The sequence below is a fragment of the Rahnella sp. NRRL B-41462 genome, assembly GCF_003263525.1.
Lineage (GTDB): Bacteria > Pseudomonadota > Gammaproteobacteria > Enterobacterales > Enterobacteriaceae > Rahnella > Rahnella aceris.
Genome location: NZ_JYDF01000080.1, coordinates 1 through 14,651, shown reverse-complemented (window position 1 = coordinate 14,651; position 14,651 = coordinate 1). Strand labels below are relative to the sequence as shown.

The following is a 14,651-nucleotide window of genomic DNA, read 5'->3' as shown; positions in this document are numbered from 1 at the left end:
CGCATCGCGAGGGCGAAGGGCGTCCCGACTGGTTCTACGAGAGAGAGCGTTTTGGCGGCATCCTGTGTGATATCGGCAGCCATCAGATTGAACAATTTCTGTTTTATACCGGCAACAGTGACGCGCAGGTTGTGGCAGCCCAGGCCCTTAATTTCAATCACCCGCAGTATCCGCGTTTCGAAGACTTTGGCGACACGATGCTGAAAGGCGATAACGGCGCACGGGGTTATTTCCGCTGCGACTGGTTCACACCAGAAGGGCTGAGCACCTGGGGCGACGGCCGTCTGACGCTGCTCGGCACCGAAGGTTATATCGAGATCCGCAAATATGTTGATCTCACGCTCGGCGAGCAGGACGTGGTGTATCTGGTGAATCAACAAGGCGAGTTCCGTTACCCGGTTTCCGGCAACGTCGGCTTCCCGTTCTTTGGTCAGTTGATCCTCGATTGCCTGAACCGCACCGAGCACGCCATGACCCAGGAGCATGCGTTTAAAGCTGCCGAGCTGTGCATCCGGGCACAGATGCTGGCAAACGGAACCCACTAAACGGGAGCAGATGATGAAAACTCTCCAGGCTGCGGTGATCGGTTGCGGGTCTATCCATACCTGCCATGTGGCAGCGATCCGGCACGAACCGGATTGCCAGTTAAGGGCGATTGCGGAGTGCGATATTGGCAAAGGCCGGGCGCTGGCGCAGGAATATGGTTGTGATTTTTACACGGATTATCACGAAATGTTGTGCGATCCGCAGATTGACGTGGTGCATATCTGCCTGCCGCATCATCTGCACAAGGAGGCTATTCTCGCCGCGCTGGCGGCGGGAAAGCATGTTTTTACCGAGAAACCGGTGGCGCTGAATATCGGAGAAGTCAGCGCCATTAAACTCGCGGCGTCACAGGCTGCGGGGCTGACAGGCGTGTGTTACCAGAACCGTCTGAATCCTTCCAGTCAGAAAATTAAAACGCTGCTGGAAAGCGGGCAACTGGGCAACATGCTGAGCATCAAAGCTATTCTGACCTGGTCGCGCAGTGGTGCTTATTACAGCGAAAGCCTGTGGCGCGGGCGTTTTGCCACTGAAGGCGGCAGCCTGCTGATCAATCAGGCGATACATACGCTGGATTTAATGCAGTGGTTTGGCGGCGGTGTTCTCGCGCTGAAAGGCGTGGTGGAAAGAACCTTTCTCAGTGAACTGACTGAAAATGAAGACACAGCGATGGTCAGCCTGAAAATGGGCAACGGTGCGCATGGATTGTTTTACGCAACGAACTGCCACAGCACCGATTCTCCGTTGCTGCTGGAAATTCATTGTGAAAAAGGACTGTTGCAGTTGTATCACAACGTGTTGTGGCTGATTGAAGGAGAAAATAAAACGCTGCTGATAAGTGATGACAGCCCGTCAGGAACAGCCAAAAGCTACTGGGGCGACAGTCATCGTCAGGCAGTCTCGAATTTCTATCATTCTGTACGTCATCCGGAAGAACAAAATTATATCTCTGTTTCACAAGCCGAAGTTTCCCTGAATATTGTCGGTGCGATTTACCGCTCCTCACAATCAGGGAAATGGATCACGCTGGCTGATTAAATCTCTATTAATAATAACCCTACATTCACAGGATAATAATAATGAAACCTACTGAACGCAGAGTAGGTTACGGCACGGCTATAGGCTATGGCGTAACTGATTTATTTGGCGGTGGTGCATTCGCCGTTATCGGTACCTGGCTTTTATTCTTCTATACCATGTATTGCGGATTAACCGTTTTAGAAGCGGGATCTATTTTTGCTATTGCCCGTGTCATTGATGCCGTATTAAGTCCGATCATGGGTTATATCACCGATCACTTCGGAAATACCTGGCTCGGAAAACGGTTTGGTCGCCGCCGGTTTTTCCTGCTGATCAGTTCGCCACTGATGTTCCTGTATGCGCTGGTCTGGGTAAAGGACATGGGCTACTGGTATTATCTTGGCACATATCTGTCGATTGAATTACTTTCAGCGATGGTGCTGGTGCCGTGGGAAACGCTGGCCGCCGAGATGACCAACCGCTTCGGCGAACGTACCCGTCTCGCCGGTGTGCGTATGATTTGCTCGCAGCTCGGCGGTTTCCTGGCTGTGTCTGTGCCGGGCGTCATCATGATGTTTACCGGTAAAGATAATCCGATGACGTATACCTATACCGGCATATTCTTCGCCACGGTATTTTGTATCGCGGTATTCACCACATGGCTGTGTACCTGGGAAGCCAAAGACGTGCGGGATCCGAATGAGCCGGAACCGGAAATGGAAACAGGCGGCAGTCTCTGGCATCATCTGAAGAGTCTGGTTTTAGATTTTATCTCATCCTTTAATATCCGCATGTTCCGCCAGCATATTATTATTTATATTGCTTCCTTTACCGCCATGGACGTATTCGGTGCCGTCTTTACCTACTATGTGGTTTATGGTCTGAATCAGGATGTGGGATCGGTTTCCGGATATTTAAGTGTGGCAGCCTTTGTTTCTGTGCCATCGACGATTGTTTATATGATGGTGATGGAACGACTGAATCTTTCGCCTTCTGCCGCGCTGCGAATCGCCTATGGTTGTATATTCTTTGTGCTGGCTGCTCTGTTTTATATTTATATCACCAACGCAACGGTGCCGTTAATTCTCTTTACTTCCATCTTCGTTATTTTAGGCTTTGGACGTTCAGGGCTTTATTATATTCCGTGGAATATTTACAGCTTTATCCCGGACGTCGATGAAATAGTCACCAAAAAACGTCGTGAAGGAATTTTTGCCGGTGTGATGGTGTTTACCCGTAAAAGTACCGTTGCGATTGCCATCATGGTGATTGGCCTGGTGCTGGAAGAAAGTGGATTTGTGAAAGGGCAGGGTGCTCAGCCGCTCAGCGCGTTACACGCGATCATTGGCCTGATGATCTTCGCCACCGGTGCGTTGCTGGCGATCAGCTTCTACATGACCTTCAAATTCAAGCTGACGCGGGACACACATAAAATCCTGATCAAGGAAACCGCCCGTCTGAAACTGGGTGGCGCGCAGGAAGACTGCGATGAGGTGTCACGTAAGGTGATTAAAGATCTGACCGGTTACGAATACAACGAAGTCTGGGGCGGGAGCGCGACACGTAAAACCGCGAGGGAAAAGTTAGCGATTGAGTAACCCGTAACCTGCGGGCCGCAACCGGCCCGCAGGTATTTTCTGTCAGTGATCCTGCGCGGGCAGGGTCTGGTTTCCGTCACCCAGCGCGAGCTGCATAAACACGGTGTCCAGCCAGCGGCCATGCTTAAATCCAACGCTATGCAGGGTGCCTTTCATCTGAAAACCGGCGGCGAGATGTAAGCCAATTGAGGCTTTATTTTCGCTGTCACCGACGTTACCGATCAACTGACGATAGCCGTGAGTTTCCGCCCAGTCTATCGCCCGTCGCAGCAGCGCTTTACCCGCACCGCGTTTCTGAAAAGCAGGATCAATATAGATAGAATCCTCCAGCGTGTGGCGATACGCATAGCGTTCGCGATAATGACCCAGATAGCAATATCCCTTCACTTCATCCTCATGCAAAACCACCAGCCAGAGCAAACCTGCCTCTTTAATCTTCTTCAGCCGGCCCGCCATCTCGCGTTCATCCGGGGGCTGTGTCTCGAACGAGGCGGTTCCATGGAGAACGTGCCAGGCATAAATTTTCTGTATCGCGGGAATATGCTGCTCTCCGGCTTCAATAATTTCCATTCTTGCAGGCTCTCATCAGTGTTTTCTCTTCCGTCTACTCTTTCCCAAATGCGTCAGGGAGGGCAAACTTTTTATGACTGATATAAGGAAAAGATCTGGATGTCCGGACTTAAGTGGGGTCATCTATATGCTTTTTTCTTCTTAGCGATGCTTTATTGGTTTTTTAAACAGCGACCATCCTCCTGTTATAGTCATTTTCATTACGCATTAGCGGTTATTTTTTAAGGAAAAAAAGTGAAACTGACGTTATCTCATTTACGCACGGGTGTTGTGTTTTTGCTGGCAGGATTACTGCTGGCGGGTTGTGATCAAAAAAGTGGTGATGCAAAACATATCAAAGTCGGCGTGATTAATGGCGCAGAGCAGGATGTGGCGGAAGTGGCGAAAAAGGTCGCGAAGGATAAATACGGTCTGGACGTCGAACTGGTTGGTTTCAGCGGCTCATTATTACCGAATGACGCGACCGAACATGGCGATCTGGATGCGAATGTTTTCCAGCACCGTCCGTTCCTTGAGCAGGATAACAAAGCCCACGGCTACCATCTGGTGGTGGTCGGCAACACCTTTGTGTTTCCGATGGCGGGCTACTCGAAAAAAATCAAAACCGTGGATCAACTGAAAGACGGCGCAACCGTGGCGATCCCTAACGATCCGACCAACTTAGGCCGCGCACTTTTGCTGCTGCAAAAAGAGAAACTGATCACGCTGAAAGAAGGCAAAGGCCTGCTGCCAACGGCGCTGGATATCACTGCAAACCCCCATCATCTGAATATTATGCAACTGGAAGGCGCGCAGTTACCGCGTGTGCTGGATGACCCGAAAGTCGATGTGGCGATCATCAGCACAACCTATATCCAGCAAACCGGATTATCACCGGTGCATGACAGCGTGTTTATCGAAGATAAAAATTCGCCGTACGTGAATATTCTGGTTTCGCGCCCGGACAATAAAGATGCTGAAAATGTGCAGGAGTTTCTGAAATCCTATCAGTCGCCGGAAGTGGCAAAAGCGGCAGAAAAAATCTTTAACGGCGGGGCAGTGCCGGGCTGGTGAGGGTGTTTGTGGGGAATATTATGAGCACTAAAAATGGTGTCCCCTACAGGAATCGAACCTGTAACTAGCCCTTAGGAGGGGCTTGTTATATCCGTTTAACTAAGGAGACACGGGCGCCTGTGGAAAGCGCCCGCGTAGTATACCCATTTTTCTCGTAATAATAAGGCATCAGGCTGCCGTTTGGTCGTTTCCTCGCCACTCAGGGCTTCGCGGCCTCTTTTTTCGCTGCTTCCTGCTCCTCTTTCTTCGCTTCGGCTTTCTTCTGATTACTCATATCGTTGCGGATCTGCGCGTGACTTATCAGCGCGAAGATAAAGGTGCCGCCGAAGATGTTGCCGGCCAGTGTCGGCAGGGCGAACGGCCAGATAAATTCGTACCAGGGAATGGCGCCCGAGAACACCAGATACAGCACTTCTACCGAGCCGACGACGATGTGCGTCAGGTCGCCAATCGCCACCATGTAGGTCATCAGCATGATCACCCACAGTTTGGCGGTCCCGGCAGAAGGGATCATCCAGACCATGGTGGCAATCAGCCAGCCGGAAACCATACCGCCGACAAACATACCTTCGGGGTCTTTTTTCATGATATCCATGCTGATGGTGCGAAACGCCTCGTCGGTTGCGGTATCGAAAAAGGGCACCAGATGAAACACCAGCGCCGCCAGTCCGCCGCCGATGACGTTACCCGCCAGCACGATGCCCCATAAACGCAGCAACAACAGAATGTTTCTGCCGGTCGGTTTTTGCATGATGGGTAACACGGCAGTAACGGTGTTTTCGGTAAATAACTGCTGGCGCGCCATGATCACAATAATGAACCCGACGGTATAACCGATATTTTCAATGAAGAAACGTTCCGGTGTATCGGGCAGGCGGGCGTGAAGAATGCCTTTTGCCATCAGCGAGGCGCTGATCGACAATCCGGCGGCAATTGCCGACCACAGCAACGCCTGTCCGTCGCGCTCCAGCTCTTTTTCACCTTCCATGCGGATAACTTCGTGAACGGCGGCCGCTTTCGACGGCAAGTTCTCTTCACCGGTCTCGATTTCCTTTCCCTGTGTATGTTCGTCACTGTCAACATCCTTGTCATTGTGATGCTGTTTTTCTCCGGCCATCGTTGTTCCCCAAAAGTAAAGCAAAGTGATTGCAGATATGTTCATGAGTAAGCATAGGCGAGGCAGGTGAATTATGAGCAGGTATACAAAAAAGTTACAAACCGTTAACCCATGAACCTGATGGAACATTTCAGAAGATGTTTGCCGGATTTCAGGCTTTTCAGCCGGGTAAACTGTGCCTCCCTGAGCTGCGTCGCGCCTGACGCCTGTGATATGATGCACACTTGTGAAAAATAAGAGACATCACCATGTTTGAAGCCCTTGATCTGAGCTGTGTTCGTGATGAACGAACCCTGTTTAGCGGCTTAAGTTTCACTATCGAACCGGGCGAAATGGTGCAGATCGAAGGCCGTAACGGTGCCGGTAAAACCAGTTTACTGCGTATTCTTGCCGGGCTGTCCTCTCCGGACGCCGGTGAAGTCCGCTGGCAGGGTGTGAGTACCCGCCGTCAGCGCGATATTTTCCATCAGCAGCTTCTGTACCTCGGCCATCAGCCCGGCGTAAAGTCAGTGCTTACTGCGTTTGAAAACCTTGCCTTTTATCTGTCTGTGAATGGCCCGATGGTCAGAGGTAATGCCAGCGCGGAAGCGATTTATCAGGCGCTGGAAAACGTCGGATTGCTGGGTTATGAAGATGTGACGGTGGGGCAGATGTCCGCCGGGCAGCAACGCCGCGTCGCACTGGCGCGTCTGTGGCTGAGCGATGCGCCGCTATGGATCCTCGATGAACCGCTGACCGCCATTGATAAACAAGGCGTTGCCACACTGATTGCGCTGTTCGAACAGCATGCGCAGCGGGGTGGAATGGTGTTGCTGACAACGCATCAGGATTTGCAGGGTGTTAACCGCGACGTACGAAAACTTCGTCTGACCAGCGCAGAGCCGGTGTGACGCGAAGGGGATATAAAAGGAATGTTTACGAAAGTCCTGCGCCGCGAGCTGAAAATTGCCTTTCGCAAAAGCGCTGAAATTATCAATCCGCTGTGGTTTTTCCTGATTGTGATTACGCTGTTCCCGTTAGGGATCGGCCCTGAGCCTGAACTGCTGGCGCGCATTGCGCCCGGCATTGTCTGGGTCGCCGCGCTGTTATCTTCCCTGCTGGCGCTGGAAAGATTGTTCCGTGATGACTATCTCGATGGCACGCTCGAGCAGCTTCTGTTATTGCCTTCGCCGCTGGCACTCACGGTTCTGGGGAAAGTATGTGCTCACTGGGTGGTGACGGGGTTGCCGTTACTGATCCTTTCACCGCTGATTGCGCTGCTGCTTTCGCTGGATTTTGAGACCTGGAAAGCCGTCGCACTGACGATTTTACTGGGCACGCCGACGCTGAGTTTTATCGGTGCGATTGGTGTGGCGCTGACCGTCGGGCTGCGCAAAGGTGGCGTTCTGCTCAGTCTGCTGGTATTGCCGCTGTATATTCCGGTGCTGATTTTTGCCACCGGCGCGATTGATGCCGCCTCGATGTCGATGCCGATCGGCGGTTATCTCGCCATTCTTGGCGCGATGCTGGCAGGCAGTGCAACGTTAGCGCCTTTTGCCACCGCCGCCGCTTTGAGAGTGAGTATCCACTGACACTTTTTGCCGGTAAAAGGCGATAGCACAGAATTATTTTACGTGTCGTTACAATAGAGAAGAAAAAACGCAACCTTTGACTAACATCACACTTCTCTATAGTGAACAATAGAGCTGCCAATAATAAGTGCGGGTGATTTAACACTGACCGCGCAAGAACCCACCGAGGTTTCACGGCATATCACACAGTGACATTTTAGAGTGAGCAACGATAACAATGTGGAAATGGTTACATCAACTCGCCAGGCCTGAACGGCTTTACCACGTCTGTGGCCGGTTCATTCCCTGGCTCGGGATTGTGGGGCTTGCCTGCCTGCTGATTGGCTGGGTATGGGGTTTTGGCTATGCGCCGCCGGATTACCAGCAAGGTAACAGTTACCGGATTATGTATATTCATGTCCCGGCGGCATCTGGTCGATGGGGATTTACAGCGGGATGGCGATCGCCGCGTTTATCGGCCTGGTGTGGCAGATGAAAATGTCCGATCTGGCGGTAGCGGCAATGGCACCGGTTGGCGCTGTTTTCACCTTTATCGCGCTGGTCACCGGCTCAGCATGGGGCAAACCGATGTGGGGCACCTGGTGGGTGTGGGACGCGCGTCTGACCTCCGAACTGGTGTTACTGTTTCTGTATCTCGGTGTGATAGCGCTGTATAACGCCTTTGACGACCGGCGTCTGGCCGGGCGTGCCGCCGGTATTCTGGTGCTGGTCGGCGTGGTGAATATTCCTATCATCCATTACTCCGTGCAGTGGTGGAATACGCTGCATCAGGGTTCCACCAATATGCAGCAGACCATCGACCCGAGCATGCGTTATCCGCTGCGCTGGGCGATTTTCGGTTACCTGTTCTTCTTTATTACCCTGACGCTGATGCGGTTACGAAACCTGATTTTGGTGCAGGAATGTCTGCGTCCGTGGGTGGCCGGTCTTGTGAATAAGGAGCGTCGCGGATGAGTCCTGCATTCTCAAGCTGGCATGATTTCTTTGCGATGGGCGGCTACGCCTTTTATGTCTGGCTGTCGGTCGCTGCCACGCTGCTCTCGCTGGTTGTGCTGGTGGCGCATACCCTGATTCAGCACCGGCAAATCCTCGGCGACGTCCGTCGTCGTCAGGCACGCGAAAAACGCATCAGTCAGTCTCAGTCTAAAAAACAGCCAGGCGCACAGACGTCACCGCTGGAACCGGACACTTCCCCGGAGAAGTTATTGTGAATCCACGTCGTAAAAAGCGGCTGTCGCTGGCGCTGGTGGTGCTGATCGGTCTTGGTCTGAGCATTTCACTGGTGATGTACGCGCTGCGATCCAACATTGATTTGTTTTATACACCCGGTGAAATCCTGCAGGGCAAAGGCGAAGACCACGAAATGCCGACGGTGGGCCAGCGCCTGCGTATCGGCGGCATGGTGATGCCCGGCTCCGTGAAACGTGACCCGAAAAGTTTGCAGGTGAGCTTTAAAATTTATGATGCGCGTGGCGCGATTGCCGTGACCTACAACGGCATCCTTCCCGACCTGTTCCGTGAAGGACAGGGCGTGGTGGCGCAGGGTGTGATGGAACCGGGAAATGTGGTGAATGCCATTCAGGTTCTGGCAAAACACGACGAAAAATATGTGCCGCCGGAAGTTGCCGACGCCATGAAAGAAAACCACAAAGGACCAGCTTCGGCCTACGTGGGTAACGATAAAGGAAACGACCGCTCATGATGCCGGAACTGGGAACATTTGCACTCTGTCTGGCATTAGGGCTGGCGGTATTGCTGAGTATTTATCCGCAGTGGGGCGCCGCACGTCAGGATGGCCGGATGATGGCGATGGCGCGCCCGTTGTCTTACGGCATGTTTGCCTGCATCGCGCTGGCGTTCATTATTCTGGTGCATGCGTTTGTGGTGAATGATTTCACCGTCGCCTATGTTGCTAATAATTCCAACACCCACCTGCCGGTGTATTACCGTGTGGCGGCGACGTGGGGAGCGCACGAAGGTTCGCTGCTGCTGTGGGTGTTATTACTCAGTTGCTGGACGCTTGCCGTGGCGCTGTTCAGCCGCCGTATGCCGCAGGATGCGGTGTCGCGCGTGCTGGCGGTGATGGGCATGATCACCGGCGGTTTCCTGCTGTTTATTCTGCTGACATCCAACCCGTTTATCCGCTCGTTGCCGAATTTTCCGGTGGACGGCAGCGACCTGAATCCGGTGTTACAGGACATCGGCCTGATATTCCATCCGCCATTGCTGTACATGGGGTATGTCGGTTTCTCTGTGGCCTTTGCTTTCGCGATTGCTTCGCTGATGGCAGGGCGTCTGGATACCGCGTGGGCGCGCTGGTCGCGTCCGTGGACACAAGCCGCCTGGGTGTTTCTGACCATCGGTATCGTGCTCGGATCGGCGTGGGCGTATTACGAATTAGGCTGGGGCGGCTGGTGGTTCTGGGATCCGGTTGAAAACGCCTCCTTTATGCCGTGGCTGGCGGGTACGGCGCTGATCCACTCGCTCGCCGTCACCGAAAAACGCGGGACGTTCAAAGCCTGGACGGTGCTGTTGGCCATCACTGCGTTCTCGCTGTGTCTGCTCGGGACTTTCCTGGTGCGCTCCGGCGTGCTGGTCTCGGTTCACTCGTTTGCCTCTGATCCGGCACGCGGCATGTTTATTCTCGCGTATCTGGTCATTGTGATCGGCGGTTCGCTGCTGCTGTACGCCTTTAAAGGTAACTCGGTGCGTGCTCCGAGCCGTCACGAACTGCATTCCCGCGAAAGTTATTTGCTGGGCAATAACGTATTGCTGGTAGCGGCGATGCTGGTGGTGCTGCTCGGTACGCTGCTGCCGCTTATCCACAAACAGCTCGGGCTGGGCAGTATTTCTATCGGTGAACCCTTCTTTAATACGATGTTTACCTGGCTGATGGCGCCGCTGGCGCTGTTGTTAGGCATCGGACCACTGGTGCGCTGGCGTCGTGATGAGCCCAGCAAACTGTGGCGTCGTCTGGGCGTGGCGCTGGTCGTCACGCTGGTCTTGTCGATTCTTCTGCCGTGGTTGTTGCAGGATAAAATCGTCGGTATGACCGTGGTGGGGATGCTGATGTCGGTGTGGGTGATTGTACTGACGCTGATGGAACTGCACGAACGCGCCACCCATCGTCACTCATTCTGGCGCGGTCTGACCAAACTTTCCCGCAGTCACTGGGGCATGGTGCTCGGCCATCTCGGCGTGGCGGTGACGGTGATCGGCATCGCGTTTAGCCAGAATTATAGCGTTGAACGTGATGTGCGCATGAAGTCCGGCGATACCGTGGATATTCATGATTATCACTTTATCTTCCGCGACGTTCGCGACATCACCGGCCCGAACTATACCGGCGGTGAGGCGAATATTGATGTGACGCAGAACGGCAAGCAAGTCACCACGCTGCACGCCGAAAAACGCTTCTACAGCGTGGCGCGCAGCATGATGACCGAAGCGGCTATCGACGGCAATCTGGCGCGTGACCTGTATGCGGCGCTCGGCGAAGAGATGGACGATGGCTCGTGGGCGGTGCGTTTGTACTACAAACCTTTTGTCCGCTGGATCTGGCTCGGTGGCCTGTTTATGGCGGCCGGTGGCGTGCTGTGTATTCTCGACCCGCGTTATCGCATGAGTAAAAAGCTTAAGAAGCAAGGTCTGACGGAGGCTGAAGAAGCATGAACCGTAAACTTCTCTTTATTCCGCTGATTTTGTTCCTGGCGCTGGCCGCGGCTTTTCTGGTGCAACTGACCCGCAATGCCAACGGCGATGATCCGACGCTGCTGGAATCAGCCCTGATTGGCAAACCGGTGCCGGTGTTCAAACTGGAATCGCTGGCGCAGGCGGGCAAAACCTACGATCAGTCGGTGCTGCGCGATGGCAAACCGATGCTGCTCAACGTCTGGGCGACGTGGTGTCCGACCTGCCGCGCCGAACATGATTATCTCAATACGCTGGCGGCAAAAGGTGTCCGTGTGGTCGGCCTGAACTACAAAGACGACCGGCAGAAAGCGGTCAACTGGCTGAACACACTGGGCAATCCTTACATGCTGAGTCTTTACGACGGCGACGGCATGCTGGGGTTAGATCTGGGTGTTTATGGCGCGCCGGAAACCTTCCTGATCGACGGGCAGGGCATTATCCGCTATCGCCATGCCGGTGACTTAAATGAAAAAGTCTGGCAGACCGAAGTTCTGCCGCTGTACAAAAAATACGGAGGCAATGTATGAGACTGATTTCATCGCTGCCTGCGTTGTTGCTGGGCATGCTGCTGAGTGTCAGCGCGTTCGCCTCCATCGACACGTATCAGTTCAAATCGCCGGAACAGGAACAGGCTTACCGGGACATCACGGCGCAGTTGCGTTGCCCGAAATGTCAGAACACCAATATTGCCGCGTCGGATTCGATCATCGCCGCCGATATGCGTACCAAGGTGTTTCAGTTGCTTAATGAAGGGCAGGACAGACAGCAAATCGTCGCGTATATGGTGGCGCGTTATGGCAATTTCGTGACTTACGAACCGCCGGTCACGCCCTCTACCTTTATTTTGTGGCTCGGGCCGGTGCTGGTCATTGTTATCGGCGCAGGCATGATTTTTATGCGTTCCCGCCGGGGTGCTGCGCGCACTGAAAACACGGCCACATCAATGTCAGAACAAGAGAGACAGCGCCTGGCGCAGTTACTTAAAGACAGCGACAGGAAAGGATTATGAGCATTTTTTGGCTGTGCATTGTAGTGATGCTGGTTATTGCACTGGCGCTGTTTATCGTGCCGGTTATCCGTGGCGACCGCGCGGAACACACTTCCCGCGATGCGCTGAATAAAGCGTTTTATCATCACCGTTTGACTGAGCTGGAAGAAGACGAAGCGCAGGGCGTGGTGGACGAACGTCCGGCGCATATTCAGGAATTGCAGGAAAACTTACTGACTGATATTCCGGCGGGTCAGGTGTCCGCCGCCATTCAGCCGATTGGTCGCTGGACGCTGGTGCCCGGTGCTATTTTGCTGGTGATGATCACGCTCGGTTTGTATCTCTACGCCGGTGGTCTGGGGCAGGTGAGTGCGTGGAATCAGGTCATGCAGCGTATGCCCGATTTACGCCATCGCATTGCTGATGACCACGGCGCGCCGCTGACCGCCACCGACGTGCAGGATTTAGGGCTCGGATTGCGTACCGATTTGCAGGCAAATCCGCATAATATCCAGGACTGGGTGATGCTTGGCCGTGTAGGGATGGCGCTCAATAATGCCGCCACCGCCACGCAGGCTTATGCCCACGCTTATCAGCTCGCGCCGGATGATATGTCAGTCAAACTCGGTTATGCCGAAGTGTTAACCCGTTCGTCCGATCCGCAGGATAACCTTACCGGCGGCAACCTTTTGCGCAGTATGCTGGAAAAATCTCAGGGTGATCTGCGTGTATTAAGTCTGCTGGCCTATAATGAATATGAACAGGGACACTACCCGCAAGCCATTGGCGCGTGGGAAGTTATGCAGAAAATCCTGCCAGCCGGTGACAAACGCCTGGAAATGGTCAACGCCAGCATTGCGCAGGCAAAACAAAAAGCGGGGCTGGATCAGGTTAAACTGGCGGTCAATGTCACGCTTTCTGCTGAGGCTCAGGTGAAACTTCCGCAGAATGGCACGGTCTTTATTTCGGTGACAGATGGCAGCAGTCCGGTGCCGGTTGCGGTGAAAAAGCTGCCGCTGAGTCGCTTCCCGCTGGCGATCACTGTCGATGACAGCAACGCAATGATGCCGGAACGCTTGCTTTCTTCGCTGCATCAATTAAAAGTACGCGTTCGTATTTCACAAAATGGTCTGGCAACGCCAGCCTCAGGTGACTGGTACGGCGACAGTCCGCTGACTGATTTTTCCGGCAACGGTCAGGTCAGCATTGAGATTAATCAGCAGGTTCCTTAATCAGGAACCGACGATCAAAAACAGGGAGATATCCATGAACTTACGCCTGACTGGGCTGGCGTTTGCGACAGTTTTACTGGTCGGTTGTGCCGGCACATCCGGATCATCGGACAGCGAACAGCAGGGACGTTCTGATCCGCTCGAAGGTTTCAACCGGGTGATGTTCGACTTCAACTATAACTATATGGATCCGTATCTTGTGCGCCCTGTCGCGGTGGCGTGGCGTGATTACGTGCCGCAACCGGCGCGTAACGGTACCAGCAACTTCCTGAGCAACCTGGATGAACCGGCCAGCATGGTTAACTCCTTGCTGAAAGGCGATCCGTACCGTGCAGCGATCCACTTTAACCGCTTCTTCCTGAACACCATTTTAGGGATGGGGGGACTGATCGACGTCGCCGGGATGGCGAACCCGAAACTGGCGCGTGAAGAGGCGCAGGGCTTTGGCAGCACGCTTGGCCATTACGGCGTGGGTTACGGCCCGTATGTGGTTCTGCCAGGTTACGGCAGCGCGACAATTCGTGATGAAGGTGGTGATCTGGTTGATGATTTGTATCCGATGCTCAGCTATCTGACATTCTGGATGTCAGCCGGTAAATGGGTACTGGAAGGGGTGGAAACCCGTGCAGAACTGCTCGATTCTGATGGCCTGATCCGTAACTCTTCTGATCCGTATCTGTTTATACGTGAGGCTTACTTCCAGCGTCATGATTTTCTGGCAAGAGGCGGTCAGCTGATGCCGCAGGAAAACCCGAACGCCGCACTGATTCAGGGCGACCTGAAAGATATCGACTCGGAATAACCGTTCCGGACACACAAAAAAAGCGCCTTCTGGCTAATGCCGATCGTTTAAGGATCAGTTGACCGATCCGGTGGCTCGTGTAAAAAGGGTTCATGCTCATCATGGACCCTTTTTAAATGGAACTTTCACAAGCTCTCGGTATTATCAATCTCACTGCCCCCGATGAAGTTCAAAGCCTCGCTGACCTCCTGTCTCCTGACCTCATTCAGCAAGCTTTTTCTCTCACTGACACCGTCACCCTACGCAAGCGTAAACTCCCCCTCGAGTCCATGGTCTGGCTGGTTATCGGCATGGCCATATTCAACAATAAGCCTATGAGTCATATCGTTAATCTGATGGATATTGTTGACCGAACCGGACGCTCATTCACCGCACCCAGCTCCGTTATTGCCCGCAGAAAAACGTTAGGTGAAGATGCCATCCGGGTTCTGTTTGATATCACTCAGCAACACTGGCATGCAGAG

At 53.5% G+C, this 14,651-nt stretch carries 16 protein-coding genes, 1 tRNA gene and 1 pseudogene; 15 read left to right on the top strand and 3 right to left on the bottom strand.

Going from position 1 to position 14,651, the window contains the following annotated elements; all coding sequences use genetic code 11:
* The 3 genes from UC14_RS18280 to UC14_RS18270 all read left to right on the top strand — a co-directional run.
* Positions 1-545 (top strand): Gfo/Idh/MocA family oxidoreductase (locus UC14_RS18280; protein ID WP_255563095.1); only part of this gene is annotated, 545 nt, incomplete at its 5' end.
* Between the two features lie 13 nt (positions 546-558).
* The gene (locus tag UC14_RS18275; RefSeq protein WP_112198157.1) at positions 559-1,581 is read left to right on the top strand and encodes a Gfo/Idh/MocA family protein; all 1,023 of its coding nucleotides are present in this window, start codon (positions 559-561) and stop codon (positions 1,579-1,581) included.
* Between the two features lie 41 nt (positions 1,582-1,622).
* Positions 1,623-3,161 carry an MFS transporter gene (locus tag UC14_RS18270; protein WP_112198156.1) on the top strand — a complete coding sequence of 513 codons (1,539 nt, stop codon included), beginning with the start codon at positions 1,623-1,625 and terminating at the stop codon, positions 3,159-3,161.
* 42 nt (positions 3,162-3,203) lie between these two features.
* Here UC14_RS18270 and UC14_RS18265 read toward each other — a convergent pair whose 3' ends face one another.
* Positions 3,204-3,731, bottom strand: a complete 528-nt coding sequence (locus UC14_RS18265; protein WP_037036282.1) for a GNAT family N-acetyltransferase — start codon at positions 3,729-3,731, stop codon at positions 3,204-3,206.
* Between the two features lie 234 nt (positions 3,732-3,965).
* Here UC14_RS18265 and nlpA point away from each other — a divergent pair, with 234 nt between their 5' ends.
* Positions 3,966-4,784 carry a lipoprotein NlpA gene (nlpA, locus tag UC14_RS18260; protein WP_112198155.1) on the top strand — a complete coding sequence of 273 codons (819 nt, stop codon included), beginning with the start codon at positions 3,966-3,968 and terminating at the stop codon, positions 4,782-4,784.
* 34 nt (positions 4,785-4,818) lie between these two features.
* Here the strand turns inward: nlpA and UC14_RS18255 are convergent.
* Positions 4,819-4,893, bottom strand: a tRNA-Arg gene (locus UC14_RS18255).
* A gap of 90 nt (positions 4,894-4,983) precedes the next feature.
* Entirely contained in the window at positions 4,984-5,901 is a 918-nt protein-coding gene (locus tag UC14_RS18250) for a formate/nitrite transporter family protein (protein ID WP_037036265.1), read from the bottom strand.
* 248 nt (positions 5,902-6,149) lie between these two features.
* On the opposite strand from UC14_RS18250, the gene ccmA reads away from it, so the two are divergent.
* The 11 genes and pseudogenes from ccmA to UC14_RS18195 form a co-directional block, all read left to right on the top strand.
* Positions 6,150-6,791, top strand: a complete 642-nt coding sequence (ccmA, locus tag UC14_RS18245; RefSeq protein WP_112151228.1) for a cytochrome c biogenesis heme-transporting ATPase CcmA — start codon at positions 6,150-6,152, stop codon at positions 6,789-6,791.
* A gap of 21 nt (positions 6,792-6,812) precedes the next feature.
* Entirely contained in the window at positions 6,813-7,472 is a 660-nt protein-coding gene (ccmB, locus tag UC14_RS18240) for a heme exporter protein CcmB (protein WP_013574523.1), read from the top strand.
* Between the two features lie 217 nt (positions 7,473-7,689).
* A pseudogene (locus tag UC14_RS18235) lies at positions 7,690-8,426 on the top strand (heme ABC transporter permease).
* The gene (gene ccmD / locus UC14_RS18230; RefSeq protein WP_013574525.1) at positions 8,423-8,683 is read left to right on the top strand and encodes a heme exporter protein CcmD; all 261 of its coding nucleotides are present in this window, start codon (positions 8,423-8,425) and stop codon (positions 8,681-8,683) included. Before UC14_RS18235 ends, ccmD begins: the two are co-directional and overlap by 4 nt.
* On the top strand, positions 8,680-9,174 hold the full coding sequence (ccmE, locus tag UC14_RS18225) for a cytochrome c maturation protein CcmE (protein ID WP_013574526.1): 495 nt from the start codon (positions 8,680-8,682) through the stop codon (positions 9,172-9,174). The genes ccmD and ccmE overlap by 4 nt, the downstream gene beginning before the upstream one ends.
* A complete protein-coding gene (locus UC14_RS18220; RefSeq protein WP_013574527.1) occupies positions 9,171-11,144 on the top strand; it encodes a heme lyase CcmF/NrfE family subunit in 1,974 nt (657 codons plus the stop codon). Before ccmE ends, UC14_RS18220 begins: the two co-directional genes overlap by 4 nt.
* Positions 11,141-11,692 carry a DsbE family thiol:disulfide interchange protein gene (locus UC14_RS18215; RefSeq protein ID WP_013574528.1) on the top strand — a complete coding sequence of 184 codons (552 nt, stop codon included), beginning with the start codon at positions 11,141-11,143 and terminating at the stop codon, positions 11,690-11,692. The genes UC14_RS18220 and UC14_RS18215 overlap by 4 nt, the downstream gene beginning before the upstream one ends.
* Positions 11,689-12,174 carry a cytochrome c-type biogenesis protein gene (locus tag UC14_RS18210; protein ID WP_112198154.1) on the top strand — a complete coding sequence of 162 codons (486 nt, stop codon included), beginning with the start codon at positions 11,689-11,691 and terminating at the stop codon, positions 12,172-12,174. Before UC14_RS18215 ends, UC14_RS18210 begins: the two co-directional genes overlap by 4 nt.
* Positions 12,171-13,385: a c-type cytochrome biogenesis protein CcmI gene (ccmI, locus tag UC14_RS18205; protein ID WP_112198153.1), complete on the top strand. Its 1,215-nt coding sequence runs from the start codon at positions 12,171-12,173 to the stop codon at positions 13,383-13,385. Before UC14_RS18210 ends, ccmI begins: the two co-directional genes overlap by 4 nt.
* Positions 13,386-13,419: 34 nt before the next feature.
* Positions 13,420-14,187: a phospholipid-binding lipoprotein MlaA gene (mlaA, locus tag UC14_RS18200; RefSeq protein WP_013574531.1), complete on the top strand. Its 768-nt coding sequence runs from the start codon at positions 13,420-13,422 to the stop codon at positions 14,185-14,187.
* A gap of 116 nt (positions 14,188-14,303) precedes the next feature.
* A partial coding sequence (locus UC14_RS18195) for a transposase domain-containing protein (RefSeq protein WP_198670088.1) occupies positions 14,304-14,651 on the top strand: 348 nt, incomplete at its 3' end.

Excerpts from the sequence above, each read along its gene's own strand:
- UC14_RS18275 (WP_112198157.1), top strand. The coding sequence starts at position 559 with ATGAAAACTCTCCAGGCTGCGGTGATCGGTTGCGGGTCTATCCATACC.
- UC14_RS18270 (WP_112198156.1), top strand. The coding sequence starts at position 1,623 with ATGAAACCTACTGAACGCAGAGTAGGTTACGGCACGGCTATAGGCTAT.
- UC14_RS18265 (WP_037036282.1), bottom strand. The coding sequence starts at position 3,731 with ATGGAAATTATTGAAGCCGGAGAGCAGCATATTCCCGCGATACAGAAA.
- UC14_RS18250 (WP_037036265.1), bottom strand. The coding sequence starts at position 5,901 with ATGGCCGGAGAAAAACAGCATCACAATGACAAGGATGTTGACAGTGAC.
- ccmA (WP_112151228.1), top strand. The coding sequence starts at position 6,150 with ATGTTTGAAGCCCTTGATCTGAGCTGTGTTCGTGATGAACGAACCCTG.
- ccmB (WP_013574523.1), top strand. The coding sequence starts at position 6,813 with ATGTTTACGAAAGTCCTGCGCCGCGAGCTGAAAATTGCCTTTCGCAAA.
- ccmD (WP_013574525.1), top strand. The coding sequence starts at position 8,423 with ATGAGTCCTGCATTCTCAAGCTGGCATGATTTCTTTGCGATGGGCGGC.
- UC14_RS18220 (WP_013574527.1), top strand. The coding sequence starts at position 9,171 with ATGATGCCGGAACTGGGAACATTTGCACTCTGTCTGGCATTAGGGCTG.
- UC14_RS18215 (WP_013574528.1), top strand. The coding sequence starts at position 11,141 with ATGAACCGTAAACTTCTCTTTATTCCGCTGATTTTGTTCCTGGCGCTG.
- UC14_RS18210 (WP_112198154.1), top strand. The coding sequence starts at position 11,689 with ATGAGACTGATTTCATCGCTGCCTGCGTTGTTGCTGGGCATGCTGCTG.
- ccmI (WP_112198153.1), top strand. The coding sequence starts at position 12,171 with ATGAGCATTTTTTGGCTGTGCATTGTAGTGATGCTGGTTATTGCACTG.
- mlaA (WP_013574531.1), top strand. The coding sequence starts at position 13,420 with ATGAACTTACGCCTGACTGGGCTGGCGTTTGCGACAGTTTTACTGGTC.